Genomic DNA, 23,122 nt, shown 5'->3' with positions numbered 1-23,122 from the left:
CGCGGATCCGCTCGATGCCGCTCGATGCCGCGCGGTGGGTGCGCGGTGGGTGCGCGTCAGACCGAGATCGGGGTGCCGTTGACCGACTCGTGCCGCGCGACTGGCTGAGCGAGCTCGCGGGCGCGGGCGGCCCTGAAGTCGCGCAGCCAGTTGCGGGCGTTGCCCGCGACGACGCCGAACTGCTCGGCAAGCTCGGCTGCGCTCGGCTCCGCGCGGTTGGCGCTCACCTCCGCGCGGTAGTGCTCCCAGCCGGCCTGCTTGGCGTCCGATTCGAACAACCGCCGACCCGGCACCGGGACGGGGCCGTCGCCGACCTGGTCGGCCAACTCGCCCCGCAGCCGCTCCAGCAACCCGCTGATCTCGCGGGCCTGACGCTGCTGCGCGGCGGCCCGCTCCGCGGCGCCCTGGGCTTCGATCTGGGCCCGGCGGGCGGCCTCGCGCGCGTCGGCCTGCGCCGTGAGGGCCTGGTCACGAGCCGTGTGGAGACCAGCCAGCTCCTGCCGAACCGCGTCCACCGCGGCGCGGGTGTCCCGCGCCTGCTGGGCCGCCTGGCGGGCGGCCTGGTCGGCCTTGTCATGCTGGTCCTTCAGGTCCCCCAGCTGCCGGCGCAGCGTGGCGAGCTGGTCCTGGGTGCCGTGCTGGCCCTGCCGCGCGGTGGTGGTCTGGTCCTCCAGGCGGTGCAGTTCCTGGGTGGTGCGCTCGAGGCGTTCCTTGGAGAGGTCGGCCTCGTCGGCGAGTTGCCGCGCGCGGCGGTCGGCGGTGGTCGCGTCGTCCTCCGCGCGCTGCCGCGCGGCCTCAGCGCGGTCCCGAGCGGTCTCCGCGCGCTCCGCTTCCTGCCGCGCGTTCTCCGCGCGGCGGGTGGCGTCGGCGGCGGTCTCTTCGGCCTGAACGCGCTGGGTTTCCAGCTCCCCGAGCACGGTCCGCGCGGCGTCGGTTTCCTCTACCGCGCGCTGCCGAGCGGTCTCCGCGCGCTGTCGCGCGTCTTCCGCGCGCTGCCGCGCGGCCTCGGCTTCCATCGCGCCGCTCTGCGCGGTGATCCGGTCGGCGGCCGCCGTGACGCTCAGGGACTCCAGCAGCGTCATGACCGCCGGCGCGTCCTGGTAGTTCGCGGCCGCCACGTTGACCGTGCCGGTGAGGCCAGCCATCCGGCGGGCGAACGCCAGGCCCTGAGCCGGATCGGTCGCGATGTCGGCCCGGTCCAGCGCGGCCTGGGCCCGGCGCAGCTTGCGGCGGTCCCACCAACCGGTCGGCTCCGGGTTGCCCGGCGGGAGGATCAGGCGCAGCCGGTAGACGCGGTGAGCGGCCCGGCGGGCCATCGCCGCGCGGGCGACCTCCGAGCCCTGCGCACGGGCGTCGAACCCGAAGGCGGCGAACAGCCGGGCCCAGAAGTGCTGCCAGACCACGACCACGAGCCGTACCGGGCCGGGCCGCCCCACGCGCTGTTCGTCGTCGGCCGCGACGTGCTGCCCGAGCTTCTCGCGCAGCTGGAGCTCGATCAGCCACGTCGCCAGGGCGGGGATCGCGGCCAGCACCGGCCTGCTCCACCAGTTCGGCGCGTGCACCGCGTTCATCGAGCAGGAGAAGCTGACGAGCATCCAGGCGGTGCGGTGCATCAACCGCAGCTGCGGCGTCCACCCCTTGGCCGGGTCGGCCGCGCGGTAGAGCATCATCAGCAGCACCATCTCGGCTGCGTCGAACACCGCGATGAACGCGATCGCCAGGACGGCGGGGAGCTTCGCGGTGTCGATCGCGAAGCCCCACAGCCCGTACACGCTGACCGCGACGCCGCCCAACGCGACGATGGCCTGCGGGCCGATGCCCGACACCCACGACCGGGCAGTGTTACGCATCCACAAAACCAGCGCGACGGCCAGGCCCAGCCCGACCGTCGCGAGCACCGGCATCACCCACGCAGGCAGCGTGGACAACTGCTCCAGCACCGAGTTGACAGTGATGTTCACGGGGTCGTCTCCTTTCCAGTCGGCTCCTTCTGGCCGGCCGGGAGATCCAGCCGGCTCACGTACTGGATCCAGCGCCACCAGACCTCGGAGGCCGGCGCGCGGTCCGGGTTGGGCGCGGTCCACTCACGGCCCCACCCGAAGGGCGAGGCGCCGTGCTTCTCCGCGCATGCCTTGGCCGCCTCCACGCTGCGGTGGATGCTGTGCAGCCGGCCCCACTCCAGGAGCAGGACCAGGCCCTCCTGGCGGGCGGCCGCCCGCAGCAGGCCCAGTTCCTCGAGCTCCTGGTCGCGGCCGGCGAGGGCCCGCTGGGCGTCGTGCAGCTGCTCGCGGGCCTCGTCACGCTCGCCGGTCACCTGCTTGATGACCGCGAGCATGCCCGCGAACTCGGCGTCGGCCGCGGCGCCCTTGGCCAGCAGCCGCTCGTGCCACCGCTCGGCGAGGCCGCTGTAGGTGGCGACCAGCTGCTGGGACTCGGCGAGCGCCTCCTGGGCCACAGCCAGTTCCTCGCGCAGGCACTCCGCCCTCTCGCACTCGAAGAAGACGTCTCGCCTGTTCCCGTTGAGGTCTCGCCGGAGGCGGCTCAGGGTCGCGGTACGGATCAGCTTGATCATGGCGTGGCCTCCGGGGTGTCGTCGGGGCTCGGCGAGCGGGGAGTGAGGGACAGACCTGCGATCAGCCGGGCGGCGGTGAACACGACCAAGACGAAGACGGCGTGCAGCGCGGTGGTGGCCAGGCCGTTGAGCAGCAGGTCCAGCAGCGCGAGGCCGGTGGTGGTCAGCGCGATGGTGGTCGCCAGCAGCGAGCGGTCCGGCGCGTAGCCGGCCGGCCGCCACAGACGGTGGGGGACATAGATCTTGGTCATGCGGGAGAAAGGCCTCATAACTCGCCACCGACCCGCCTGGTCTTGCTACCGTTGAACATGCGATTCGCTCCTCTACAGCGGTCGCACGAGAGGCCCCTCGCCCGGGGCCTCTTCTCGTGCGTGCGGGGGTTCGGCCGGGCGGCCGTGGCCGCCCCCGGAATGCGCCGCGCGGCCAGGCCGAGGGCGGATTCCAGGGGCGACACCGGGCGCCGGGACGTCAGAAAGCCCGGTAGCGGTGGGGGTGCGCGGCGGCGATCTCCTGCCAACGGCGGGACTCCGCGGCGTCCACGGCGGTCACGCTGACCCGAAAGGTGCAGTCGGGCTCCGTGCAGCGATGGGTGATCGTTCGCGCCCTGGTCGCGATGTTGAAGACGCTGTTCAGCGTGTCCAGGCCCATCACGACGGCGATGCAGAACGCGAGGACGAACGGGACGTCGTACTCGCGCAGCCCCTCGTACATCAGCCAGGCCATCCCGACGCCGGCCAACGCGGCGCCGGCGGCGAGGATGTGGTTGCTTCGGTGCTTCTTCATCGAACTCCTTCGAATCGGTGGAGAGGTGGGTGGATGTCGGCGACGCGGTGGCCGCGGTCGTACGCGGCGTTGGTCGCCTGATCAGCCACCACCAGGGCGGCCGCCGTGTCCCCGCTGCGCAGCGAGCGACGGGTGATGGTGCGGTACGCGGCGGCGACTGCCCGGCGGGCGGCTATGTCGGGTGGGTCGGTCACGCGGCTACTGGGGTCCGTGGGAGAAGGCGTGGGGCCCGAGCGGTTGCTCGAGCCCCACTCGGGTCACAACGTGCGCTGGCCGGTGCCGCCGCACAGGCCGCACTGGGAGCTGGTCAGGCCGTGGTAGGTCTGGCCGTCACCCGGGCTGGTGATGACCGCGGTCATCCGAATCTCGCCCATCCCGGTGCAGTGGTGACAGGACACGGTCTGCTGCTCGGGCTGGGGCGTCGCGGTGTCGCTCACTGGCTCACCCGTTGCCGTTACAGACGCCGCACTTCTTCAGCTCGCCGGACCCGTGATCGACGATCGTGCCCCACCCGTTGCAGGCGCCGCAGCCCATCGTCGGGCCGGCCGGGACCAGGTCCTCGGTGTCGGTCTCGTCGCGCTCATAGCCGCGGCGGTTGTCCTCGTCACCGATGCGGCGGATCTCGTCGGCGAGCGCGGCGTCGACGGCGAGCCCGAGCAGCACGATGGCGGGTGCGAGGCCCGTCGGCGGGGTGGGGCGGTTGGGGCTCTTCGGGAGGCTGCCGTGGACGCCGCAGGCCTCTCCGCGGGTCTGCGAGCACGTGCAGCCGGTGCCGGTCGGCAGAGGCAGTAAGGACCGTCCGGGTTCCAGGACAGCGGTGATGTGGGGCATGATCGTGCCCAACGCGTTCACTTCCTCGGGGAGTTGAGGTGGGTGGATTCGCCAGCGGCCCCGTAACGTCTTGTCCACGCTGCGGGGCCGCATCGTTGTGCGGGGTGGGGTCCTGCCGGCCCCCTGCACGCCACCGCCCACCGGGCCGGGGAGGTTCCCGGGGGTGGACGGTGGTGACAGGCAGCGCAGGATGCTGCGGTGCTCGCTACGAGGTGGCGATTCCCCGGCGGCGGGCGAACTCGTCGTCCGGCACCCCAAGGGCGGGCTGCCGAAGACCACGAACGCTCGGCGTAAGGCCACGGAACTGCAGAGCCCGCCGCTCGTGGCGAAGGGCATGGGTTCACGCCGCCGACCGCAATTGGGCCTCCTGCCGCGGCCGGGCGGTACGACGCTTCAACGCGTACCGCTCCTCCTCGCTCAGCCCGCCCCACACCCCGGATTCCTGGCGCGTCTCCAGGGCCCACTGGAGGCAAATCTCCATCACCGGGCAGCGGCCGCAGACCTTCTTGGCCTTGTTGGTCTGGCGGCGGGCCCTCGTCGCGTTCTGGCTGTCGGGGAAGAACAGCTCGGGGTCCTCGTCGGCGCAGGCCGCGCCGAATCGCCAATCAGCGGCGCCAGTGGTGATGTCGCGGATCGTGGTCAACTCAGGCTCCTCATCGGTGGGTTGCGGTCAGCTCGCGGCTCGAACTGCCGTGGCCGCCGACACCCCGCCGCCGGCCAGTGAGGGCGAGGGGGGTGTCGGCGACCATGACGGCACGGGGTACGGGTGACAGGCAGTGTCACCAGCCGCGCTGGCGCTGCCGGTTGGCGATGCTCCGGAACCGCGCGGCCTCTTCCTTGGCGGCCCGGATCGCGTCACCGCGGGGGATGTCCTGGATGCCGTTGCCGGGGTCGTAGTCGTTGTTGTCGGCGTCACGGCACTCGATGGCGGACTCGACCTCATCGAGGAGCGCCATCCTCGGGCTCTGGCTGTCGTCGTGGACGGCGTCGCGGTCGCCCAGGATGACCTGGCGGGCCGCGCCACTGGGGTCGAGGGTGGTGTCCTGCTTCATCGCGGTCGCAGTGGCGCTGAGGGCACGGTGGATGCTGCGAAAGCTCGGCATGGTCTTCTCCCATCGGGGGTGGCCGGGAACGGGTGTTCCTGCGGCTCTCCGCACGCCACCGCCCACCGCCTGGATTCGGCGGTGGGCGGTGGCGACGGGGAACGCAGGCGTCAGCTCGCGGCCCGGATGGCCGCGATGTCCTCGGCAGCCGCGAGACCCTTCTTGGTGAGCGCGCCGCGCTCGAGGAGGCCGGCCTCCGCCATCGCCATCAGGGCAGGGCCGTTGTGGCTGTGGACCTGGTGCTCGGGGTGCGCTGCGGCACGGATGAGGATCCGTTCGATAACGCCGGTGATCTGCACGAGGAACTCCTTCAGGCGAGTAGAGGCAAACACGCCGCGCCGCCGCCCGGCGTAGCTCGGTCGGCGGCGCGGGATGGTGTGGGTCAGGCGCGGGTGGGCGACGCCTTGGTCAGCCGCTGAGCCTCGCGCTGCACGAGCTGCTGGATGCGGTCGTGGAGGTAGCGGCCGGTCTCACAGGGCTGGCCCGACTCGCAACGCCTGCAGCCGTAGAGGCGGTGGACCCGGCGAGCACCCTGGAGCTGGGCATACGTGGCGACCTTCATCTGCATGACGGCCGGCGTCTTCGGGTTGGTCTTCTTGTGGACCGTGGTGCTGCGCCGGGTGTTCGGGTCGATCAGGTTGTCCCGGCGGCGAATCCACTGCTCCGGGGTGATGTCGGGCTCGATCCGCTGCCAGCTGCCGGGGCAGCGACCCTTGCCGTTGGTGCGGCCGTGGGCCAGGAGCAGATTCCGCTTACAGACGTGCCAGGCGCCGCAGCCGGGTTCCTGGCATGCGAACCAGAACTGGCCCTCGGGGAGGACGTCGACGTCGCCCAACCGCATCTCGCTGACCTTGATGGCCGGCTTTCCGTTGCTACGCATGGTGCCCCTTCACTGGTCTGCTGGTCTGCGCTTTCGACCTGTCACGGGCCCGTGTGATCGGGGCCGTGCCGGGTCGGAAACGCGGATGCGGTTCACGAGAGGGGTGCTGCACTGCGGGCCTTGGGATTTACGTCTTTCGTCACCGCGGCACCGGCGAGAAGCCGGGGGGCTGATCGCAGCCAGCTATGAAGTTGCGGGTGTCGGGCCTTCCGGCCCGGCTCCCTCGCGGTCACCAGCACCCAGGAGCGCTGGTGACCGCGGGCGAGCCGGGATCAGGCGGCGACCGAACCGTCGACGACGTGGTTCTCAGCGAGGACCTGGTCAACGGTGATGCCCTCGGTCTGAACCAAGTGCTGATGAGTGTCGAAGTCAGCGACGGACCAGCTGGTGGGGTCGCCGTGCTCGGCGAGGAACTGGTGAGGGGAAGCGGGGGACATGGCTCTCCTATGGGCTACATTGACTACTCAATGAGCTACGCCACGTAGCTTGGCATCCCTTGACATCGAGAGTCAAGAGCTTGCCTACATTGACTACTCAACCTCTGGGAGGTAGACAAGATCCCATGTCGAACACTGGGAAGCGCGCCCTCTACCAGCGCATCGCGGACCAGCTCCGCGCCGACATCGTCGCCGGGAAGCTGGGGCCGGGCTCGAGACTGCCGACCGAAGCCGAGATCTCCAAAGCGTGGGAGACCTCGCGCACCACTGCGGTTCAGGGGTTGCGCGTACTGGTCAACGAAGGGCTGATCGTCTCGGACCGCCCACGCGGGTACTTCGTGCGACGGCGGGAGCCCATGATCTACAGGCCTCAAAAAGAGTTCCGAGCGCCCGCCCCAGACCTCGACATTTTTCGCCAGCGCGTAGCGGACGAAGGCGATGACCGCGAGGCCGCCCAGACCATTGAGGTGGTGATCGTTGCCCCGTCGACCGAGATCCGGGACCGCCTCCAAGTCGCCGACGGTGAGCATGTGGCCGTTCGGCGCAGAACTCGGACCCTCGACGGCGAGCCGTACAACATCCAGGACTCGCACGTGCCACTGCGCATAGTGCAGGGCACGGAGTGGATGAACCCGGGCGACGTAGCACGAGGGACCAACCAAGTGTTGGCCGAGTTGGGGCACGAAATCGTGCAGGCCCTCGACGAGATCAGCATCAGGATGCCGACACCAGACGAGGCAACCAGGCTCTTGCTGGGCCCAGGGACTCCAGTCGCCGAGCACATCGCAACGACCTACGCCGAAGGAGGCCGTCCCGTTCAGGTCACGATCAACGTTCTCCCAGGCGACCGGCACGTCATCATCTACGAGCGCGCGCGTCAGCAGCAGTGGGGATCGTCATGACACGCGGTTGGTTCGCGGTTCGCCCCGCTGGAGAGGCCGACGCCCCAGCCATCGCAGATCTCTGGAGTCAGGCATCGGAATGGCTCCGAAGTCACGGCAGCGACCAATGGCAATACCCTCCGGACTTGAATAAGATCCGCACCGATATAGCGGCCGCCACCGCCTTTGTCGTCGTCCGGAATTACGTTTTCGACCCTGACCCGCCAGTAGCGACAATTACCGTTGACCAGGTCGCTGATCCTGAATTTTGGGTCGCTAGCGACACCCCGAGTGACGCCCTCTACGTTCACCGCGCCATCGTGCGTCCCGATATGCGCGGCCACGAAATTGGCTCTGCGCTCCTCGATTGGGCCTCGCTTCGCGCTGAACGTGCTCGTCACTCGTGGGTACGGCTGGACGCCTGGCGAACAAACAAGGCCCTTCACGCCTACTACCACCGTGAGGGTTTCGCACACGTGCGTACTGTGGAGCTACCGCATCGACGGTCGGGGGCTCTTTTCCAGCGGCGCTCTACCATTCAGGCGTTCCGCGGTCCGACGCTGCACGACGTGCAGTACCCGCGGTCCGATGCAAACGGGAACCCAGTTGAGGACTGGGGGCGCACCAACTGTTCCTGACGGACTCCGCGCCGTCTTAACTTCCCTAACCCATAGACATGTGGCCAATGTATCTAATCCCCTAGCGCCAAGCACCGTGTCACATCGACGCTGTCTGAACCGAGGAGACCAACGATGACCGACCAGCCACGACAACAGGTCTATGTGATCGGCGCCCCTGGTTCGCGAGTGGTGAAGATCGGCAGGTCAAGCAATCTCCCGGAGCGCCTGAAAGCAATCCAACGGATGTCTCCTCTTCCTCTCGTGATTCTAGGCTCCTTCTCTGGGGGTTCGTCCTTGGAGTCAGCCTTACATCGGCACTTCCGTTCCCTGCGGACTCACGGTGAATGGTTCGACTTTGGCGAAATTGACCCTGTGTCAACCATTGAGGCTGCGGTCGCTCTCGGCGAAGACGTCCTGAACCACCGGGGGTGCGGGCTTAAGAATGGGGGAATCGACCAGCCTCGCTCCTGGCCAAAATATGACCAAGCTAAGCCGCATTGGGGGTACCCCGCAGAACCAGAGCCTGGCCGCTGCGCGTGTGGCCACCAAGCCGGGAGTCATTTCTTCGAGCCGCCACATCCTTGTGGCGGCGAGGTGCCATTCAACGGCGTATGGTGCGAAAATTACTGCCTTTGCGGAAAGTATGATGACTCGCCAGCGACCTACGCGCGAGTCCGAGCAACACACCCCCGTCACAGCACCGAGTGGGCCATCGATGCCCCGTATCTCGACACCATCGCCTCGCTCGGCCCGGACAACGCTGTGGGGGAGGGCGGCTCGTGACGGAGCAGCGAGCGTGCGTCGGCTTGGTCGAGTTGACCGATTGCATTGGCATCGATCAAGCCGGAGTCCTCCGAACGAGTGGAGAACGCGGCCGATGGTGGGATCGGCTGATGGCCTGCCAGAACCTCACTGACGGTACGACACGTTTGCCCCGGCTGCCCCATGGGGCGCGCAGCCGAGATAGGGTGTCGCCCACAAGTCTTGATCCATATGTAAACGGGCCCGCAGCCAGTGGCTGGGGCCCGGTGGCCAAGGACCGTCTTTGCCGGGGGTCCGAGGCCGCGCCGAACACCCTCTATCTCTCAGCGGAGGATGTCGACATGATGCAGGGTACCCCTGCCAACCGACAGACACACACCGGCACCCGCCGTGGTAGCGACTCGCGCGTCGCTCCGGTCGGGTGCCTCCTCGTGCTTCCGCGCCGGATCTGGCAGCGGACAGACCTCTGCTCCGAGGGGTTGAGGATGACGTAGATCGCCGGCCGCGCCCGCGTGGTGGCTACCAACCACCTGCGGATCCTGCGGCCTTCGCGTTCCACCGCCTGGGGTCTTACCAACCCCGGCGAAGGCTCCGATCTCCCAGCACCACCCGGGTGGATCTGAGCGAAGTACCGGTTCACCAGAACCAACCCCCACCAGGAGGGCCTTTCGCACGCCCTCTCATGGAGAGGAGCTGTCCTCATTTTGCACTACCTCCATGCCGTCTGTCAGCCCAGGCGTGCCAGCTGGGTGGCAGACGTCACACGATTTCCCGCTCTGGGGCGTCACACCGCAGGGTCCGTTGAGACCTCTATTGCGGTGAGTTCCTCGCCTTCGTCCCTCGTCATCGGCGGTTCGGCTGCCCAGGGCGTCACAATCGGCGCCTCGGAGATCCCTGTCACGGGTATGAAGGGGAATCTCTGTCTCGCGGCCTGTCGTGCCACCCGTTCGGGTGGTCCGTGTCGTTCCGCTCGCCGTGTGGCCCGTCTGGTCATGTTGCCGGCGCCGGCCGGTCACAAAGGCGCTTCGCCGGGTCCTTGGGTGGGTGTGAAGACCTTCTCCGCCCACGCCGGCCCCCGCGGCCGGCGCCACACCGCCCGGCCGTTCGTCGTGTCCCGCGGCGGCCGCCAAGAGCTCGTGGGGACGATCCGATGAGCGCCGCGGCAGGCATCGTTCCGCCCACTCCGGCGTCCGTCGACGACCAGGTGCTGGCGGGGAAGACGCTTGCGGTCGACGTCTTGGACGTGCGGCTGGTGCGCGGGGCCGCGCAGGAGGTGAAGGCAACGGCATCGCGGCAGGCGCAGCCGCGGGTGTGGCTGCGCTCGGTGTCGTGGTTGGTCGGGGCGGGGCTGCATCCGCAGGCGGGCGAGCGGACGCTGAAAGTGGCTCAGGACCTGGCGCGGCGGATGGACTACACGCTGGGCACGGTGTTGTACGACCTCGAGGGGACGGCGGCGCGGTTGGGGGTGTCGGTGGCGACGGTGAAGCGGCATGTCGCGGTGCTGCGGGAGCTGGGGGCGCTGGCGTGGGTCCGGCACGGGTCGAAGGCGAACCTCCACTTGCCGGGGCGGCGTTACACGGCGACGGCCACGATCTACGGTGCGGTGATCCCTCCGGTGTTCGACGCGGCGATGGGGCACCGGTTGTCCGGGGGCGGCTACGAGGCGCGGGTCGTCGGTGTGACCGAGGCCGGCCGGGCACGGGCTGTCGCCGCCGCGCGGCAAGCCGCCGCTGCTGCCGGCAACGCTGCGGATGGGGCGGTGAAGAACCGCCGGCCGGGCGGCAGTTCGGCGGGCCGTGCGCCCCATTCTCGTGGTCAGTACCCCGTAGGACAGAAAGTTGAGGTAGGTGGTGGGTTGAAGGACACCTCGCGCGAGCGCGCGAGCCGTTCATCCACATCGACCTCCCCCACCAAGACCAGCAGCAAGGCGGCCCGGCGGCGCCGCAGCCCGCTCCAGGTGGCCATGGACATCGCGATCGCCCGGCGCGTGCGGCCGCTGGTGGCCTGGACCCAGACCGAGCGGCTGCGGCGGTTGGCGTTCGCCCTGCGACCGCTCATCGACGAGGGCATGGGCGTGCAGGAAATCGTCGCCGAACTTCACGCCTGGTACCTCGACTGGCGCCCCTCGAGGCCGGCCGCGTACATCACCGCCCAATTGAAGGACCGGACTACCACCCGGGCGGCGCGCGCCGCCGCCGTGTCTCCGGAGGACAGCCCGGCGTGGCAGGCCTACCTCGCGCAGCGCCAGGCGGCCCAGGTGATGGCGCAGCTCGAAGCCGCTGCCGCGACTATGCGGGCCGCGGCCGCGCGCACGGACGAAGACCGCCGTCAGGCCCGGGCCGCCGCCCGCTACGCGCCCTGGAAGCTCCTGGACCACCTGGAGGAGCACGGCGAGGACGACACCTTCGACCTCTACGGCTGGCGGATGACCGCCTGGGCTCAAGGCCTAGCAGCTTCTCCGCACGTGCGATGACGGGATACCCAGCTCCTGGTAGGAACCGTTCCTGAGGCCGCCAGCGGGGTGGGCTATTCGTTCGAATCGCCCATCTCAGCCGGGTAAGTCAGCGATAATAGCGAGCCGTTGAGTTCCCACTGTGCTCGCCGAAGGGAAGATCGTGCCGAAGAAGCGCAGGAAGATGCGTAAACCTGTTCGGCGTCACCCGCACCCGCCGGTACGAGCGGAATCGGAAAAGGACACCAGCACCGACGAGGGAGTCGCCAGCGCGGGACGTCCGCAATACGAGCTGGTCGACGTTCAATACCTTCTTCCTAACGGGCAACCTGCACCACAGTTCGGGGGAAGGGTGGTGAGGGACGAATTCGACCTGCAGTTCGCGGGCCAGACGTTGCCTGAGACTCTGTGGGCCTGGGGCAGAGACTGGCCCAGGCCCCGACGGGCTCAGGACGGCTGGGGGGCCTCCGTGGAAGTCCCGGCTGTGCTGGAGCTGCTGGACACAGTCATCGCAGGGAAAGCTACGGCCGCCCAAGCGCGTGCTGTCATCGCTGAAGGCGCTTCCCTGCTGGCCGCTCGCCATGACCCGCGTGGGGATGATGTCCGGAGAGAAGATGCTGAGGGATGCCGGGGAGACTGCGAGCACTGTCTCGCCAAGATCCCGGAGCTCGAAGAACTACGGGTGCAGGGGCTGGAAGACAAGAGGCGCCTCGCCGACCAGGCCGGTTACCCGTATGCGGTCGGCACAACAGCCATTCACCGCGTGACCTGCCAGACGGTGGCATGTCCCGGAGGACTGTGGGAACCGCGTAGCCCCGAGGTATCAGAAGACGCCCTGTTCAAGGAGCTGCTGTTCTCGTACACGCACCACAACAGCCGAAGCGGCATCGTCTCAAGTTTCAACATCCTCTCGCCCGACGATTTGGTGAAATGGATGGAAGAACGCACTGGCCCCAGAGGCGGGACGAAGTACCGGCTTTGCAAGGTATGCGCACCGACGCCTCCTGCGCCTCAACGCGTCACCCTCGAGGCCGTCGTTTGAAACACGGAGGCTCCCGGGTGGCAGGTCGCCTGGGAGCGTCAGGCTGGGCTCAGTGTTCAGCGCTCGGGCGGGGCCCGTTTCCCCATGCCGACGACACCGGCGTTGCCGGCATCACACCGTCATCTCGGGATGGGGAAAGACCCGTGAGCACGCAGGACGAGGGCCTCTTCTTCCGCATCGTCACCACGGAGGGCGACTTCTGATGAGCATTACCTGGACCACCCCCTGGCCGCAGGTCACACCTCTGCTCGGGCTCCGCTCCGGCGCTGTTTCGGTCGTCGCGTCCGTGAGCACGGTCGGCAAGTCCACCTTCGCTCTGAACATCGCCACCCACAACGCTTTGGCGGGCCGGGGGGTCGTCTTCGGATCGTCGGAGTGGGACCTGCGCACTCTTCAGGAGAAGGCCTTGGCCGCCCACCTGGGTCTGGACATCCTCCAGGGCCTGCCAGCAGAACGACGTTCGGACGCCGACGCGCTTGGTGAACACATGGACCGAGGCCCGTTCAACTTCGCCAGCGCGGGCCGCGATGACAACAGCGCCTTGGTCGACGTCGAGCGCGGCCTCATGAAGCTGACCGACCGCGGCGAGCCCTCCGCGCTGATCGTGATCGACTCCATCCAGGGCTTCAGCGAGCCCTCCGCGCCCAATGCGATCGCCCGCCACATGCGCAGCCTCCGGCGCTTCGCCGTCGAGCACAACGCGGCCGTCCTCGTCGTCGCGTTCCCCGAGCCCCACGCCACCGGCCACCCCGGCCTCAACGACATCCACGCCGATGCCGTCGCTAACGCTGACACCGTTGTCTCGCTTCACCGACAGATCCCCTATTGGGACAGGAACACCCCCGAGAAGCCAGAGACCACCGTTCAGGCACTCAAGGGTGCCCCCAGCGGCCGTACCGCATACCTGCTACTCGAAGCCCCCTACTGCCGCTTCATCACCTCAGAGGACAGCGACCGATGACCGATGAGGCCCAGCTCACCACCGCCTTGACCGCTCTAGGGATCGACGTCCCGGCAAACCTGCTCCAGGCCCACAGCGACGACGCAGGCCTGCGGCGGGCCCCGATGCGACGACGGGATGCGACTGGACACCGGTGGCCCCTGCGGCCCGTGCGAGGACGTCCGCGACAACCGGCGCTCGCTACGCCTGGGCATCGCCGCCGACGTCGCCATCGCCATGCCCGCACCCCAGTTCACCGCCGGCCAGCGGCGCGCCGAAGTCGAGCGCCGGATGCGGGAGTTCACCCACGAACAGCTGGCCGTGGCCGCCAAGAACCGGGAGCAGGACGCCGCCGCCCGCGCCAGGGACGAGGCCGCATGGGAAGCGGCCGCCCCGCAGCGGGAAGCCGCCCGCGCCGCGGCGCGGGCCGCCTACGAGGCCGACCTCGCCGCGCAGCGGGCCCTGCCCTGCGTGGACTGCGGCGCGGCCGATGCGTCCGGCCTGTGCGCGACGTGCGTGGCCGCGCGGGATGCCGAGGATCTCATCGTGCAGGCCGGCGACGTCGCCGCCTCCACGCTGCCCGGATGGGACGGCACGACCACCCCGGACGGCGCCCTGGAGGTCGCGCGCCGGACCCAGCGGCGGATCCGCTCCGAGCTGGCCGCCGCCCTCGAGGAAGCACGCGCCGCCGGCGCTACCACCGAGACGCTGGCGCTGCTCACCCGCCTGGTCGCCGACCGCGCCCTCGCTGAACTCCGCGCGGCCGCGCTCGCCGCCCTCGCACGCAGCCCCCAGGCCCAGGCCGAGGGCTGGCAGGCTGCCGAAGCCGAGCGCCGCTCACCGCACCACCAGGGCACGGCCGTCAACGAAGCCGCCGCCCTGGCCACCTGCCTCTCCACCGCCCGGCACTGGGTGACCCCGGCGGAGCGCCGCGAGGCGGAGTCGTGGATCGCCCGCGCTCGGTCAGTCCGCGAAAGGGCGGAGTCCCGGCGAGCGGCCCGCACCCGCCGCAAGGACGCCGCACCGCCCCCCGCACAGCGAAAGCGCGAGCCCACCAGAACCCAGCAGCCCCCGAAGAACAAGGCGAAGAAGTCGCCGCCCCCTGGCCCGCCCGCCCTGTCGTCCGACGCGCTGGCCGGCATGAGCGCCGCCGTGACGGGAGCGCTGAAGAAGGCCGCCCGCGAACGGACGACCACCTCCTGGACTCGGCTACGACGTGCTCTCGGATCCGCCCTGCCCGACCTGAGGCCAGACGACCAGCTCACCGTCCTGCTTCACATCGACCAGAACACCCCGCCCGACGAACCACTGCTCGCCGTGCTGCTCGCCTCCACCGACACCAACCCCCCTCACCTGTACCGGGATCTGGCCACCCGCCTGGGACGAGACGTCCCACTCGAGGCGAACGCGGCCCGCGCCCACTGGCAGAAGGATGCCTTGCGCCTCCAGCACTTGTACCGATATCGCTGAGTGCGGGGCAGTGCTCACCGCGGCCGGGGTGGAGTCCGGACCAGGGAGTGATAGCACTCGATCTGCCACTGCGCGCGGTCCAGCGGCTTGCCTCGGGGCAGGATGCGGGTTCCTGTGGCCAGCGTCACGTTCCGGTCGGCGGACAGACAGAAGAGGGCGAACACGCGCTGGCTCGCGAACTCGACTGATTCTGCGTAGTAGAAGTCCGCGACAACACGTCGGTCGTCCCGCAGGAAGGGGCGCTGGAGGAAGTCCTGTACTTCGACGGGGAAGTTCCCGAGGACGGCCAGGGTGTGAGCAGACAGGTTCAGCGGGTGCACGGATTCGGTGCGCGGAGGGGCGGCGGTCGGGGCGCGGCGGAACATGCGGGAGACGGCTCGTGACCGGATCGGGGGTGCCGCTGTGCTGAAGGACTGTTGCCGTATCGCTCCTGCGTCCAACCTGAGACGTTCAACCAGATATGCCGGCTTGCCATTCCGGGTCGTGGGAGTGGCCTTGCACAGGCCGTTGGGCCCGAAGACGTAGGCGGTGGGACGTCCATCATCGCCGTCTTCCAACCGGGCCCACCATTCCAGCACGGTGCCAGCCATCTCCCGAAGCTTGTTCTGCACACTCGGGCCGAGCATGTCCCAGCATTGTCGCCGGTCGGGGGCGGAAGCATCGGTAGGAAAGCCACCGGGCTGATGGATCGGCGCCATCAGGAGAGGAGGTGGTGGCGGAGCGCCTAAGTGTGTTTCCCTCTTGCCCCGCTGCACAGGCGAAAAACCACTGCCTGACGGTAGTGCACGACGACCTCCTTGCCCGGGAACCCCCGGAAGCTGTTCACCCGCCATGTTTCCCCCTCGGTGGACGCAACGACTATTCCTTCTTACCGAAGCCGGGTCTACGGCCAGTACCAGCGTTGTGAGGGTTCGACACGCGCCCTTGGGGACGACGCACTGTCTCCCAGCTTCCTCACAGAACGCTGCCCCGGAGTCATTGTCTGTTTATGGTGACTTCGGCACCAGACCCCTGCACCAGTCGCCCGCAGGCGGCAGCCATGGACGCTGCCTGTTGGCCCGTCACGCCCGCGAGCTGTGGCCGGGGGCGGTGCCGTCCACGGCGTGGTGCCAGCGCTGGTAGAGCAGGGTGAGTTCGTCGAGGGCTGCGGTGCTCCAGATGCCGGCGCGCTGTCGGACGAGGCGGCCGATGCTGTCGTTGATGGCGGTGGCGATGCCTGCGCGGCTGGTGGCCGGCGGGTCGGTGACGGTGGTGGTCATGATGGTCTCCGTGGGCAGCGGGCGGTCAGGGGCGAGGGGGCTGGTCAGCCGAAGGCCGCTGCGGGCAGGCCTCGAGGGACGGGCCCGTGGCGGGTGGCGCTGTGCGAGCGGGGTGCGGCGTGGCGGGCGGCTTCCCACAGGGGGCGGATGGTCGTCGGGTCGCCGTGGAGGGCGTGGACGAGGCGGTCGACGGTGGGCCAGTCGGTGGGGGGTCCTGCGCCGTGGAGGAGGCGCGTGATGTCGGAGCTGGTCAGCAGACCTTGGGTGCTGCGGCGGAGGGTGTGGTCGTCGGGGCGGGCGGCGGCGAGGTAGAGGCCGCGTAGGGCGGCGTGGAAGCCGTGGGGGGTGGGGGTGATGATGCCCCGGGTGGCTTCCCACAGGGGTCGGATATCGTCCGGGTCGCCGCCGCAGGAGCGGGTGATGGAGCGGGCGACCGGCCAGGAGGGACAGCGCTCGCCGGACATCACGCGGGAGATGTAGGAGGGGGAGACGCCGGCGTCGTAGCCGAGGCGCCGGTGCCGGCGGCCACTGGAGCGCTGGAGGTGGGAGAGGGCGCGGGCGAGGGTGGCGACGGGGCCTTCGGAGGGGCCGGTGCCGGTTCGGGGGCGCCGCGGCGGCGGGACGCTGTCGGCGGCTGGCGGGTCGGAGGCCGGGGCGATGGGGTGGGACTCGCCGACAGTTTGGCGTTTGGCCATGCGGCGGTCGATCACGTCGGCCGGCCACAGGCGGCTGATGGTGTCCGCGCTGACGCTGAGGCGCGCGGCGAGGTCGACGACCCGGGCGCCGCGGTCACGGGCCTGCTGCATGGCCGCCGCCTGGAGGTCGTTCAGGTCCCGGCGGACCGTCTCGAGGAGGTCGAGGAACCGCATCGGCACATCGACGGCCAGGGCGGGATCGCGAGCCAGGCGCAGGAGTTCGTCCGCCCGTCCCCGGAGTTCTTCGGCGAGTTCGACCACGTACCCGGTGTGTCGGGCGGCGGCGTCGCCGGAGGGCTCGGAGGCAGGGGTGCGGTTGGCGGAACGCCGGCATTGTTCGGAGCACCATTTCCTGGGGCGTCCGGCACCGGGCTTCTTGAGGAGGGCGTTGGTGCAGCCGGCGTTGTGGCACACCAGGTCGTCGCTGTCGTCGCTCATGAATGCCTTCGAGGGGGGCACCGGGAAATTCGCCTCGGTGCTGGGCTGTTTACGGCCGGCCTGGCGGAAATTCCAGGCGGGTAGGGCGGTGTGCCGGTGGGCCGCGGGGTGTCGGCCGGAGCATGTCCGGCCGACACCCCTGCGGTATCAGGCGGGGCGGATCCGCTGGTAGCGCAGCCTGATGCGGCAGGCAGCGGCCGGGCCGGCGATCAAACCGGCCACCATGGGCACGAGTGCGACCTCGTAGACAAGCACGATGGGCAGGACAAGCAGCGCGAGAAAGCGCGTTCCCAGCTGCATGTTGACCCCGAAGGCATGGGTGTTGAGAGTTTCGGCGCGTTCAAAACGCGGGATGCTACGGTCGAACCGCCGCTGGGCCGAGTGCTGGGTATGGCGCTGGTCCGGCGCGTGATCAGGGGGCATCTATTGCTCCATGGTCGTACGGAAAGGTGAAAGAGGTCCGGTGGGGCTCGACATTCCACGCCGGGCCTCTTTTCGTATCTGTTTGGTACCTGCCGAAGCGGCAGCGGGTCAACTGTGCGACACAGAAGCACCATAGAAGGCAATCATCACATTGAATGGGAAACGCCGGGCGCATTACGCAGGCTCGCCTGTTCGGGCGCGAAAATGCCATGATCCGCCATGTCGACCTGTCGATTCGCGGCAAGAATGGTCGGGATTCGATCGAATCCGATCAGCGGTGAAACCTCTCGATGTTACGCATCTGTGATGTGTGTGGTCGTTACCCGAGGAAAGCGCAGGTCCCGGCTCCGCGCGACCCGCCTGCCCGACCATCATCACGCTGGCGGGGCCGTCGGTATGCACGCATACGCGGCAAATATGCGGGGATTACCTCGGCGCGCGGAACCCGCTCCTGCGCCCCCAGAGGTCCCCACAACGCAGATGAGCCTGCTCGGCGGGCGTTTCGCAGCGTCGTCCGTGTGCGCCCCTGCCCCGCCAGCCAGGCCAAGAGGTCGCCGGTTTGGCGCGACGATCCCCTTGAGCACGGCGCACCCAACCGCCGCCGGCCCCAGGCGCTCGGCTACGTCGCCTGGTCGCGTTCCTCGTCGACGAGGTCGTCGCACAACTCGGTCAGCGCCCACGCCTGCTTGTTGAGCGCGTCGATGATCCGCTCCAGCTTCTTCTCGCGTTTCGCGCCGGCCGCAGTCCCATCGTGGTCGACGACGAAGGTGGCGATGAAGTGGGCGAGGTGCTGCAGCACGGGGGCGGTGATGCGTAGCTGGCTGATCGCGTCGAGGTCGGGCTCGGCGACCGGGCCGCGCTGGGTCGGGTAGCCGTTGGGCTGGCGTTCGGTCGCCCGGCTCTGGGTAAGCCGCAGCGCGGCGGCCGTCAGCCGAGCGAGGTGGACACTCTGCGGCGGCACGATCGGGGCGGTAGCGTCGGTCGGGCCGGGCGGCGCGTCGCCGGGGAAGCCGACCACGCTGGCGCCCAAGAGCCGTAGGACCTGGGCGGTGCACCGCCGGGGCCGGGCCACTCCCTTGTCATCGAGCAGCAGCACGTCGAACGTGTCGCGTTCGAACGCGGTCATCGAATGCGGAGGGAAGTGCCGCACGGCCGTCACGTCCTCCCCGAACTCGTGCCGCGCGGCGCGGACCAGGCTCTCGGCGGCGTTGATCAGCCCGGCGCCGAGCCCCAAATCGGTGGCGACCACCAGGTGGCCGCCCTCCTTGGTCGGCCAGACCCGCAGCCGCACATGCACGCGGTGGCCGCTGATGTCCGGGAAGTGCCAGGCATGGTCGTCGCGTACCGGCGACAGCCGTGCGGGGACGGGTAGAACGACGTCGGACTCGGGCACCGGCAGCTTCCCCTCTCACCATGTCTTCTCGAGCGCACCGTGACGCTGTCCAGGACCCGCTGAACTGAACCGCGCCACCCGGCGATTGGCCGTGGCCCTACGGCAGCCGGGCCAGATGGAGACCATCGCTGATGGGCCTACCGCCCGGGCCCGCGCCCTGCGGGGAGGAAACGCCGCCACCACGGCCGCGGCGCCGGAGCGGCCACCGACGGTTGCGACTTCGGCGGGTAGGCCGGGGGAGGCGGGATGACGCCCGGCGGCGTCGGCACGCTGGCTGGCGTCGCGGTGGATGGGGGAGTCGAGGTTGTCGTCGCCGGAGGCGCCGACGCGGCGACTCGGCCCTGCTCCGTGAGCGGGGCCTCGGGCGGCGCGTCCGTGCGACCCTCCGGAAGCGCCGGCTCCTGTGCCTGGGACGGGGCGATGCGCTGCTGGTAGACCTCGCGGGCGTGACGGTTGCGCCAGGCGTGCCGGCCAGCCTGGCTGCGATACAGCTCGTCCATCACCCGGTAGGCCTGCTCCGGGCGGAAGAACGCGCGGGTGCGGGTCATTGAGGACAGCGCGGTGGGCACCAGGCCCCAACGGCCGGCGTCCGCGGCCGGCCCTGGCTTGCTGATCCGCCAGTCCTCGCGTGGGTCACGGGCCCAGCCGGGCCAGTTCGTCCAGTCCTGCTCGGGCCGCGGTGCGTGGACGAAGTCGTGAACGCCGTAGGGGATGAGCACCAGCTTCCCGTCGAGCCAGAAGACGTGGCCGCCGGCGGCGACGATGGCCTCCTGCTGCGCGGTCGGGGCGACCGTCTGATGGACGTGGTTCTTCCCGCCGTAGAACACCTCGAGCTCCCCGGCCGGACCGAACTGGGCCGGGTCCCGCTTGAGGAACCACACGTGCAGGGCGCCAGGATGACGCCCCGCCACCGCCCGCACCCGGCGGGCCAGCACCTCCGGCCCGGGCAACACCACACCCGGGCGCTCGATGGCCACCGTGACGTCATCGCACTGGGCGATGATCACCGGCGGGAGCTGCGCTCCGGCGCCTGGCGAGTCCTCTGGGACCTCGGTCGTCGCGCTCACGCCGGGGATCGCGCGGATGGTGTCCCGCAGCTGGATCACCACCTCGGTCTCGGCGTCGATCCGGGTCTCCTCCGCCGGCGCCGCACAGGAACCGCCGCCCTGGTGGGAGAAGTACGGCGAGACCTTCTTGTCCGGCCCGACCCCCTTGAGAATCAGCTTCCCGCCGCACGCCCGGCACTCGTACCGCCCACGCGCCAGCCCGGCCGGAAGACCGGAGATCTGCTCGCCGAGCCAGATCACCTCCCGGGTAGCGGTGTCCCACGCGCTCGCCGGCACTCAGCGCTCCCCGACGACGCTACTGATGACGAACTCCCCGACCAACCTCACCGCGCCCTCCCCGACTTCGCTCAGCACGGAAGGCTACTGGCCGGTCGCGTCCCGCGCAGCACCACTCACAGCAGGGCCACAACGTCCAACAACCGACCCGGAACCCGCCCCAACCACGGCACGGGTTACTGCTTGAGGTACTGCCTGATCTCGTAGGGGAGCTGCTCAGCCAGAGGAAACAGAGAGGGCAACGCCGACTCGTGCACCAGATCCCAGCGGGGATCACTGACCTCGCTCACGCGGTGGGCCTCGGCTACAGCTTCAGGGACGGTCAGCTGATCGGAGATATCCGACACGATCACATTGAGCTGGCTAACGAGCTTGTCGCGAGTCTCCTGTGTGCGGGTTCGTTCGTCGGCTTCCCGCGCCACCATCAGCTGATCGCACGGGATGCTCAACGCGGCGCGCAACTCGGCGACGGTTGGCTCCTTGACGAGTTGCTTCAGCGTCGCCACGGACAGCGCCGGAGCACCGCGCACAATCCGGTCCAGAAGCGAAATGCCCAGGACGGTGCAGGCGCTGGTCCAGCGCCAAGCGGCCACGGACACCGCGTCCTCGTAGCGCCCGCTGACCTTGAACAACCCAAAGAGGGCCTCTTCGTGGAGCTGGAACGTCATGCCGACGCCGTAGCTCTCCGCCGTGCTCATGAGTGAATGGAGGCGGTTGCCCAGCGAGCGCGCTGACTCCAGCTCGTGCCGAGCATCGGCGCTGGCGCGCCCCACTGCTAGGAGGGCCTCGATCTCCTCCGCGGTGATCCTGCCATCCGGGACGAACTCTGGAAACACTGCCACGTCCTCGCACCCCTCTCCCTGTTTGCCAGGGCACGCTACCCGGCCCGGCCCTCGCTCCGCAGGCACTCCCTTCGGTACAGGGGCTCCTCATGAGTCCGCCCACAGGTACCTGCCATCATGCCGCCTGAACTGGGCAAATTGTTAGTCCGGTACCGGCGCGCTACGGTGTGGGGTATGCCAGCTCTCAACGTGGAATTCAGCGAAGGCGAGCTCGAGACGCTCCGCGCTATCGCACGTGAACGCGGGACCAGTCTCAAGGCCCTGGTCCGCGAGGCAGCGGCCGCCGACATCGAGCGGCACCGGGCCCTGAAGAAGGGGGCGGAAGTCTTCCGCACCTTCTACGAGCAGCACGCCGCCGAATTCGCCGCCGCCTTCCCCGACGACGAACCCTCGGACGACACCAGGACCCAGGCCGCCTGACCGATGCCCCTGATCTTCATCGACGTGCCCTGGCTACTCCAGCGACACGAAGAGGTCCTGCCCAAGCAGCCGACGATCTCCGACTTCTCCGCCCTCGTCGCCGCCGTGGCCCGCCACCGCGTCGACCCGCCCCGCCTCGGCACGGATTCCGACGCGGCCTGGCGCTCCGCGGCGCTGTTGCACACGCTCGCGCTGCTCAAGCCCCTGCCGGCCAGCAACATCCGGTTTGCCTGCTCGATGGCCGTGGCCTACATGCACATCTCCGGCGAGGGCATCGATCCGCCCTACGGTGCGCTGGTCGACCTCGCCCGGGACATCCTGGAAGGCCGGGCCGACGTCTACGACGCGGCCGACCGGATCCGCAGCTGGCGAATCTGAGGGCGCGACCGCGCGCCGGGAGCCGCGGATTCGTGGCTCCGCGGTTGTCGACTTCGTCGACAGCGACGTGACGTGAACGGGAGAATGAGGCGCATGAGCGTACAGCCGATCCACTACCACCAGCCCGAGGGCGGCGAGCGGGTGCCGCGGACCATCGACGGGATCGCCGGCGCGCTGTCCGCCCCCAGGCGTATGGAGTTCTACCGCGAGCTCGGCACCGCGCCGCTGGACCGGGCCGAGGCGGTGCTGCGGCGCTGGTGGTGCGAGGCGATGCTCGACACCGACCCGGACGGCGACCGCGTCACGGCGGCCGCGCTGGACGGCACGCTGCCCAAGGCGACGATCGAGGACGTCATCGCGCGGCGACGGGCCCAGGGACTGCCCGTTGAGTGACCACGACGACGGCGACGGGTGGCCCTGCTACCTCGCTCCCGGTGTCGAGCGTTTCCTGGCAGATCCGGCCACCGACCCGCGGCTGTTCTCCGCGGTCTTCGCCGCGACGGTCGCGATCAACGAGCACCGCGGCGAGGTGCCGGGCAGCACGGCCTCGTCGAAGTGGCCACAGCAGCGACGTATCCCGCTGGGCGCTGACGGCTCCCTCGGCGTGGCCGAGTACGTCATCGTCGCCGACGCCGAACCGCCCCACTGCGTCCTCACCCGCGTCCAGCCCTACTGACCGTCCGCCGCGGCCGCTACTCCCGCCGGACCCGGATGATCGGCAGGGCACATGCCGGCGTGGATCGCGACTGGGACGGGCGTGAGGCCGCGCCGCGGCCGCAGGCGCCCGCCTCGCTCGCTATCAACTCCAGTAGTCGCGATGATCCTGCTCGCGCCAGCGTTCGTAGTCGCTCCAGGGAGTCGGCAGCCCCAGCGCGACCCAGGAGAGGCGGCCGACCGCGTATGCCGCCGGAACGGCCATGCCGACGAAGAGGCTCGGCTGCTCCGCCATCCCGAGACCGAGGTGGGCGGTGAAGAACCCGGCGGCGAAGAGGATTCCGGCTCCGATGAGGAGCAGAAGTACCTCGACGGCGCCGACCGCGTACTTCTGCATCGCCCTGGCCATCAGCTTGACGTAGGCGATCATGCCAGCGCTGCCGAACATGAAGACCGCTGCAACGACAATCCACCCCATGCCGCAGAGGCTAGAGCGGGGTGCTG

Annotated in this window: 32 protein-coding genes; 13 read left to right on the top strand and 19 right to left on the bottom strand. The window is 69.5% G+C overall.

The genetic code is table 11. The features are described from left to right. Positions 1 to 56: 56 nt before the first annotated feature. The 11 genes from ACYVPE_RS14245 to ACYVPE_RS14195 all read right to left on the bottom strand — a co-directional run bounded on the left by ACYVPE_RS14245 (position 57) and on the right by ACYVPE_RS14195 (position 6,169). A complete protein-coding gene (locus tag ACYVPE_RS14245) occupies positions 57 to 1,961 on the bottom strand; it encodes a DUF2637 domain-containing protein (protein ID WP_461033920.1) in 1,905 nt (634 codons plus the stop codon). Then, a complete protein-coding gene (locus ACYVPE_RS14240) occupies positions 1,958 to 2,572 on the bottom strand; it encodes a hypothetical protein (protein ID WP_461033919.1) in 615 nt (204 codons plus the stop codon). Before ACYVPE_RS14240 ends, ACYVPE_RS14245 begins: the two co-directional genes overlap by 4 nt. After that, positions 2,569 to 2,823 (bottom strand): hypothetical protein, encoded by a 255-nt coding sequence (locus ACYVPE_RS14235; protein ID WP_461033918.1) that lies wholly within the window; start codon positions 2,821 to 2,823, stop codon positions 2,569 to 2,571. Before ACYVPE_RS14235 ends, ACYVPE_RS14240 begins: the two co-directional genes overlap by 4 nt. Before the next feature lie 217 nt (positions 2,824 to 3,040). Then, positions 3,041 to 3,355, bottom strand: a complete 315-nt coding sequence (locus ACYVPE_RS14230; RefSeq protein ID WP_461033917.1) for a hypothetical protein — start codon at positions 3,353 to 3,355, stop codon at positions 3,041 to 3,043. Next, positions 3,352 to 3,549 carry a hypothetical protein gene (locus ACYVPE_RS14225; RefSeq protein WP_461033916.1) on the bottom strand — a complete coding sequence of 66 codons (198 nt, stop codon included), beginning with the start codon at positions 3,547 to 3,549 and terminating at the stop codon, positions 3,352 to 3,354. Before ACYVPE_RS14225 ends, ACYVPE_RS14230 begins: the two co-directional genes overlap by 4 nt. 63 nt (positions 3,550 to 3,612) lie before the next feature. Continuing rightward, a complete protein-coding gene (locus ACYVPE_RS14220; protein WP_461033915.1) occupies positions 3,613 to 3,792 on the bottom strand; it encodes a hypothetical protein in 180 nt (59 codons plus the stop codon). Positions 3,793 to 3,796: 4 nt separating this feature from the next. After that, complete coding sequence (locus ACYVPE_RS14215) at positions 3,797 to 4,198, bottom strand: hypothetical protein (RefSeq protein ID WP_461033914.1); 402 nt, start codon at positions 4,196 to 4,198, stop codon at positions 3,797 to 3,799. Between the two features lie 328 nt (positions 4,199 to 4,526). Then, on the bottom strand, positions 4,527 to 4,820 hold the full coding sequence (locus tag ACYVPE_RS14210) for a WhiB family transcriptional regulator (RefSeq protein ID WP_461033983.1): 294 nt from the start codon (positions 4,818 to 4,820) through the stop codon (positions 4,527 to 4,529). Positions 4,821 to 4,965: 145 nt separating this feature from the next. Beyond that, positions 4,966 to 5,289, bottom strand: a complete 324-nt coding sequence (locus ACYVPE_RS14205) for a hypothetical protein (protein ID WP_461033913.1) — start codon at positions 5,287 to 5,289, stop codon at positions 4,966 to 4,968. A 110-nt stretch (positions 5,290 to 5,399) separates the two neighbouring features. Continuing rightward, the gene (locus ACYVPE_RS14200; protein ID WP_461033912.1) at positions 5,400 to 5,588 is read right to left on the bottom strand and encodes a hypothetical protein; all 189 of its coding nucleotides are present in this window, start codon (positions 5,586 to 5,588) and stop codon (positions 5,400 to 5,402) included. 83 nt (positions 5,589 to 5,671) lie between these two features. Further along, positions 5,672 to 6,169, bottom strand: a complete 498-nt coding sequence (locus tag ACYVPE_RS14195; protein WP_461033911.1) for a hypothetical protein — start codon at positions 6,167 to 6,169, stop codon at positions 5,672 to 5,674. Positions 6,170 to 6,420: 251 nt separating this feature from the next. Between ACYVPE_RS14195 and ACYVPE_RS14190 the strand changes: the two genes are divergently transcribed. From ACYVPE_RS14190 to ACYVPE_RS14155, 8 genes are all read left to right on the top strand, one after another. Continuing rightward, positions 6,421 to 6,654, top strand: a complete 234-nt coding sequence (locus ACYVPE_RS14190; RefSeq protein WP_461033910.1) for a hypothetical protein — start codon at positions 6,421 to 6,423, stop codon at positions 6,652 to 6,654. A 77-nt stretch (positions 6,655 to 6,731) separates the two neighbouring features. Then, positions 6,732 to 7,508, top strand: coding sequence for a GntR family transcriptional regulator (locus tag ACYVPE_RS14185; RefSeq protein WP_461033909.1), 777 nt, complete (start codon positions 6,732 to 6,734; stop codon positions 7,506 to 7,508). Beyond that, a complete protein-coding gene (locus ACYVPE_RS14180; protein ID WP_461033908.1) occupies positions 7,505 to 8,125 on the top strand; it encodes a GNAT family N-acetyltransferase in 621 nt (206 codons plus the stop codon). The genes ACYVPE_RS14185 and ACYVPE_RS14180 overlap by 4 nt, the downstream gene beginning before the upstream one ends. A gap of 114 nt (positions 8,126 to 8,239) precedes the next feature. Next, positions 8,240 to 8,890 (top strand): GIY-YIG nuclease family protein, encoded by a 651-nt coding sequence (locus ACYVPE_RS14175; protein ID WP_461033907.1) that lies wholly within the window; start codon positions 8,240 to 8,242, stop codon positions 8,888 to 8,890. 1,129 nt (positions 8,891 to 10,019) lie between these two features. Beyond that, positions 10,020 to 11,342: a cell wall protein gene (locus ACYVPE_RS14170; RefSeq protein WP_461033906.1), complete on the top strand. Its 1,323-nt coding sequence runs from the start codon at positions 10,020 to 10,022 to the stop codon at positions 11,340 to 11,342. Between the two features lie 463 nt (positions 11,343 to 11,805). Continuing rightward, positions 11,806 to 12,363, top strand: a complete 558-nt coding sequence (locus ACYVPE_RS14165) for a hypothetical protein (protein ID WP_461033905.1) — start codon at positions 11,806 to 11,808, stop codon at positions 12,361 to 12,363. A 202-nt stretch (positions 12,364 to 12,565) separates the two neighbouring features. Then, positions 12,566 to 13,324 carry a DnaB-like helicase C-terminal domain-containing protein gene (locus tag ACYVPE_RS14160; RefSeq protein WP_461033904.1) on the top strand — a complete coding sequence of 253 codons (759 nt, stop codon included), beginning with the start codon at positions 12,566 to 12,568 and terminating at the stop codon, positions 13,322 to 13,324. Positions 13,325 to 13,441: 117 nt separating this feature from the next. Next, positions 13,442 to 14,773: a hypothetical protein gene (locus tag ACYVPE_RS14155; RefSeq protein ID WP_461033903.1), complete on the top strand. Its 1,332-nt coding sequence runs from the start codon at positions 13,442 to 13,444 to the stop codon at positions 14,771 to 14,773. Positions 14,774 to 14,787: 14 nt separating this feature from the next. Here ACYVPE_RS14155 and ACYVPE_RS14150 read toward each other — a convergent pair whose 3' ends face one another. The 4 genes from ACYVPE_RS14150 to ACYVPE_RS14135 form a co-directional block, all read right to left on the bottom strand. Beyond that, positions 14,788 to 15,471 (bottom strand): hypothetical protein, encoded by a 684-nt coding sequence (locus ACYVPE_RS14150; protein ID WP_461033902.1) that lies wholly within the window; start codon positions 15,469 to 15,471, stop codon positions 14,788 to 14,790. 363 nt (positions 15,472 to 15,834) lie between these two features. After that, the gene (locus tag ACYVPE_RS14145; RefSeq protein WP_461033901.1) at positions 15,835 to 16,032 is read right to left on the bottom strand and encodes a hypothetical protein; all 198 of its coding nucleotides are present in this window, start codon (positions 16,030 to 16,032) and stop codon (positions 15,835 to 15,837) included. Between the two features lie 44 nt (positions 16,033 to 16,076). Beyond that, the gene (locus ACYVPE_RS14140) at positions 16,077 to 17,165 is read right to left on the bottom strand and encodes a helix-turn-helix domain-containing protein (RefSeq protein ID WP_461033900.1); all 1,089 of its coding nucleotides are present in this window, start codon (positions 17,163 to 17,165) and stop codon (positions 16,077 to 16,079) included. A 147-nt stretch (positions 17,166 to 17,312) separates the two neighbouring features. Next, entirely contained in the window at positions 17,313 to 17,588 is a 276-nt protein-coding gene (locus tag ACYVPE_RS14135; RefSeq protein WP_461033899.1) for a hypothetical protein, read from the bottom strand. A gap of 155 nt (positions 17,589 to 17,743) precedes the next feature. Between ACYVPE_RS14135 and ACYVPE_RS14130 the strand changes: the two genes are divergently transcribed. Then, complete coding sequence (locus tag ACYVPE_RS14130; RefSeq protein ID WP_461033898.1) at positions 17,744 to 17,869, top strand: hypothetical protein; 126 nt, start codon at positions 17,744 to 17,746, stop codon at positions 17,867 to 17,869. 338 nt (positions 17,870 to 18,207) lie between these two features. Here ACYVPE_RS14130 and ACYVPE_RS14125 read toward each other — a convergent pair whose 3' ends face one another. The 3 genes from ACYVPE_RS14125 to ACYVPE_RS14115 all read right to left on the bottom strand — a co-directional run bounded on the left by ACYVPE_RS14125 (position 18,208) and on the right by ACYVPE_RS14115 (position 21,166). Next, positions 18,208 to 18,981 carry a hypothetical protein gene (locus ACYVPE_RS14125; protein WP_461033897.1) on the bottom strand — a complete coding sequence of 258 codons (774 nt, stop codon included), beginning with the start codon at positions 18,979 to 18,981 and terminating at the stop codon, positions 18,208 to 18,210. Positions 18,982 to 19,118: 137 nt separating this feature from the next. Beyond that, positions 19,119 to 20,324 carry a hypothetical protein gene (locus tag ACYVPE_RS14120; protein ID WP_461033896.1) on the bottom strand — a complete coding sequence of 402 codons (1,206 nt, stop codon included), beginning with the start codon at positions 20,322 to 20,324 and terminating at the stop codon, positions 19,119 to 19,121. A gap of 176 nt (positions 20,325 to 20,500) precedes the next feature. Further along, positions 20,501 to 21,166, bottom strand: coding sequence for a hypothetical protein (locus ACYVPE_RS14115; RefSeq protein ID WP_461033895.1), 666 nt, complete (start codon positions 21,164 to 21,166; stop codon positions 20,501 to 20,503). Positions 21,167 to 21,340: 174 nt separating this feature from the next. Here ACYVPE_RS14115 and ACYVPE_RS14110 point away from each other — a divergent pair, with 174 nt between their 5' ends. The 4 genes from ACYVPE_RS14110 to ACYVPE_RS14095 all read left to right on the top strand — a co-directional run bounded on the left by ACYVPE_RS14110 (position 21,341) and on the right by ACYVPE_RS14095 (position 22,640). Then, positions 21,341 to 21,586 carry a hypothetical protein gene (locus tag ACYVPE_RS14110; protein ID WP_461033894.1) on the top strand — a complete coding sequence of 82 codons (246 nt, stop codon included), beginning with the start codon at positions 21,341 to 21,343 and terminating at the stop codon, positions 21,584 to 21,586. A 3-nt stretch (positions 21,587 to 21,589) separates the two neighbouring features. Then, positions 21,590 to 21,964: a toxin Doc gene (locus ACYVPE_RS14105; RefSeq protein ID WP_461033893.1), complete on the top strand. Its 375-nt coding sequence runs from the start codon at positions 21,590 to 21,592 to the stop codon at positions 21,962 to 21,964. A gap of 93 nt (positions 21,965 to 22,057) precedes the next feature. After that, positions 22,058 to 22,357, top strand: a complete 300-nt coding sequence (locus tag ACYVPE_RS14100) for a hypothetical protein (protein WP_461033892.1) — start codon at positions 22,058 to 22,060, stop codon at positions 22,355 to 22,357. Continuing rightward, on the top strand, positions 22,350 to 22,640 hold the full coding sequence (locus ACYVPE_RS14095; protein ID WP_461033891.1) for a hypothetical protein: 291 nt from the start codon (positions 22,350 to 22,352) through the stop codon (positions 22,638 to 22,640). The genes ACYVPE_RS14100 and ACYVPE_RS14095 overlap by 8 nt, the downstream gene beginning before the upstream one ends. 123 nt (positions 22,641 to 22,763) lie before the next feature. On the opposite strand, the gene ACYVPE_RS14090 is transcribed toward ACYVPE_RS14095, so the two are convergent. Further along, a complete protein-coding gene (locus tag ACYVPE_RS14090; RefSeq protein ID WP_461033890.1) occupies positions 22,764 to 23,096 on the bottom strand; it encodes a hypothetical protein in 333 nt (110 codons plus the stop codon). Positions 23,097 to 23,122 lie beyond the last annotated feature (26 nt).

Source organism: Streptomyces mayteni, assembly GCF_054783955.1.
This window is presented reverse-complemented; position numbering and strand designations above follow the sequence as displayed.

Bases quoted from the DNA above. Each gene is read 5' to 3' on its own strand.
- ACYVPE_RS14240 (WP_461033919.1), bottom strand. From the start codon at position 2,572: ATGATCAAGCTGATCCGTACCGCGACCCTGAGCCGCCTCCGGCGAGAC.
- ACYVPE_RS14235 (WP_461033918.1), bottom strand. From the start codon at position 2,823: ATGACCAAGATCTATGTCCCCCACCGTCTGTGGCGGCCGGCCGGCTAC.
- ACYVPE_RS14230 (WP_461033917.1), bottom strand. From the start codon at position 3,355: ATGAAGAAGCACCGAAGCAACCACATCCTCGCCGCCGGCGCCGCGTTG.
- ACYVPE_RS14205 (WP_461033913.1), bottom strand. From the start codon at position 5,289: ATGCCGAGCTTTCGCAGCATCCACCGTGCCCTCAGCGCCACTGCGACC.
- ACYVPE_RS14195 (WP_461033911.1), bottom strand. From the start codon at position 6,169: ATGCGTAGCAACGGAAAGCCGGCCATCAAGGTCAGCGAGATGCGGTTG.
- ACYVPE_RS14185 (WP_461033909.1), top strand. From the start codon at position 6,732: ATGTCGAACACTGGGAAGCGCGCCCTCTACCAGCGCATCGCGGACCAG.
- ACYVPE_RS14180 (WP_461033908.1), top strand. From the start codon at position 7,505: ATGACACGCGGTTGGTTCGCGGTTCGCCCCGCTGGAGAGGCCGACGCC.
- ACYVPE_RS14175 (WP_461033907.1), top strand. From the start codon at position 8,240: ATGACCGACCAGCCACGACAACAGGTCTATGTGATCGGCGCCCCTGGT.
- ACYVPE_RS14170 (WP_461033906.1), top strand. From the start codon at position 10,020: ATGAGCGCCGCGGCAGGCATCGTTCCGCCCACTCCGGCGTCCGTCGAC.
- ACYVPE_RS14160 (WP_461033904.1), top strand. From the start codon at position 12,566: ATGAGCATTACCTGGACCACCCCCTGGCCGCAGGTCACACCTCTGCTC.
- ACYVPE_RS14155 (WP_461033903.1), top strand. From the start codon at position 13,442: ATGCGACTGGACACCGGTGGCCCCTGCGGCCCGTGCGAGGACGTCCGC.
- ACYVPE_RS14150 (WP_461033902.1), bottom strand. From the start codon at position 15,471: ATGGCGCCGATCCATCAGCCCGGTGGCTTTCCTACCGATGCTTCCGCC.
- ACYVPE_RS14145 (WP_461033901.1), bottom strand. From the start codon at position 16,032: ATGACCACCACCGTCACCGACCCGCCGGCCACCAGCCGCGCAGGCATC.
- ACYVPE_RS14140 (WP_461033900.1), bottom strand. From the start codon at position 17,165: ATGAGCGACGACAGCGACGACCTGGTGTGCCACAACGCCGGCTGCACC.
- ACYVPE_RS14135 (WP_461033899.1), bottom strand. From the start codon at position 17,588: ATGCCCCCTGATCACGCGCCGGACCAGCGCCATACCCAGCACTCGGCC.
- ACYVPE_RS14130 (WP_461033898.1), top strand. From the start codon at position 17,744: ATGGGAAACGCCGGGCGCATTACGCAGGCTCGCCTGTTCGGGCGCGAA.
- ACYVPE_RS14110 (WP_461033894.1), top strand. From the start codon at position 21,341: ATGCCAGCTCTCAACGTGGAATTCAGCGAAGGCGAGCTCGAGACGCTC.
- ACYVPE_RS14105 (WP_461033893.1), top strand. From the start codon at position 21,590: ATGCCCCTGATCTTCATCGACGTGCCCTGGCTACTCCAGCGACACGAA.
- ACYVPE_RS14100 (WP_461033892.1), top strand. From the start codon at position 22,058: ATGAGCGTACAGCCGATCCACTACCACCAGCCCGAGGGCGGCGAGCGG.
- ACYVPE_RS14090 (WP_461033890.1), bottom strand. From the start codon at position 23,096: ATGGGGTGGATTGTCGTTGCAGCGGTCTTCATGTTCGGCAGCGCTGGC.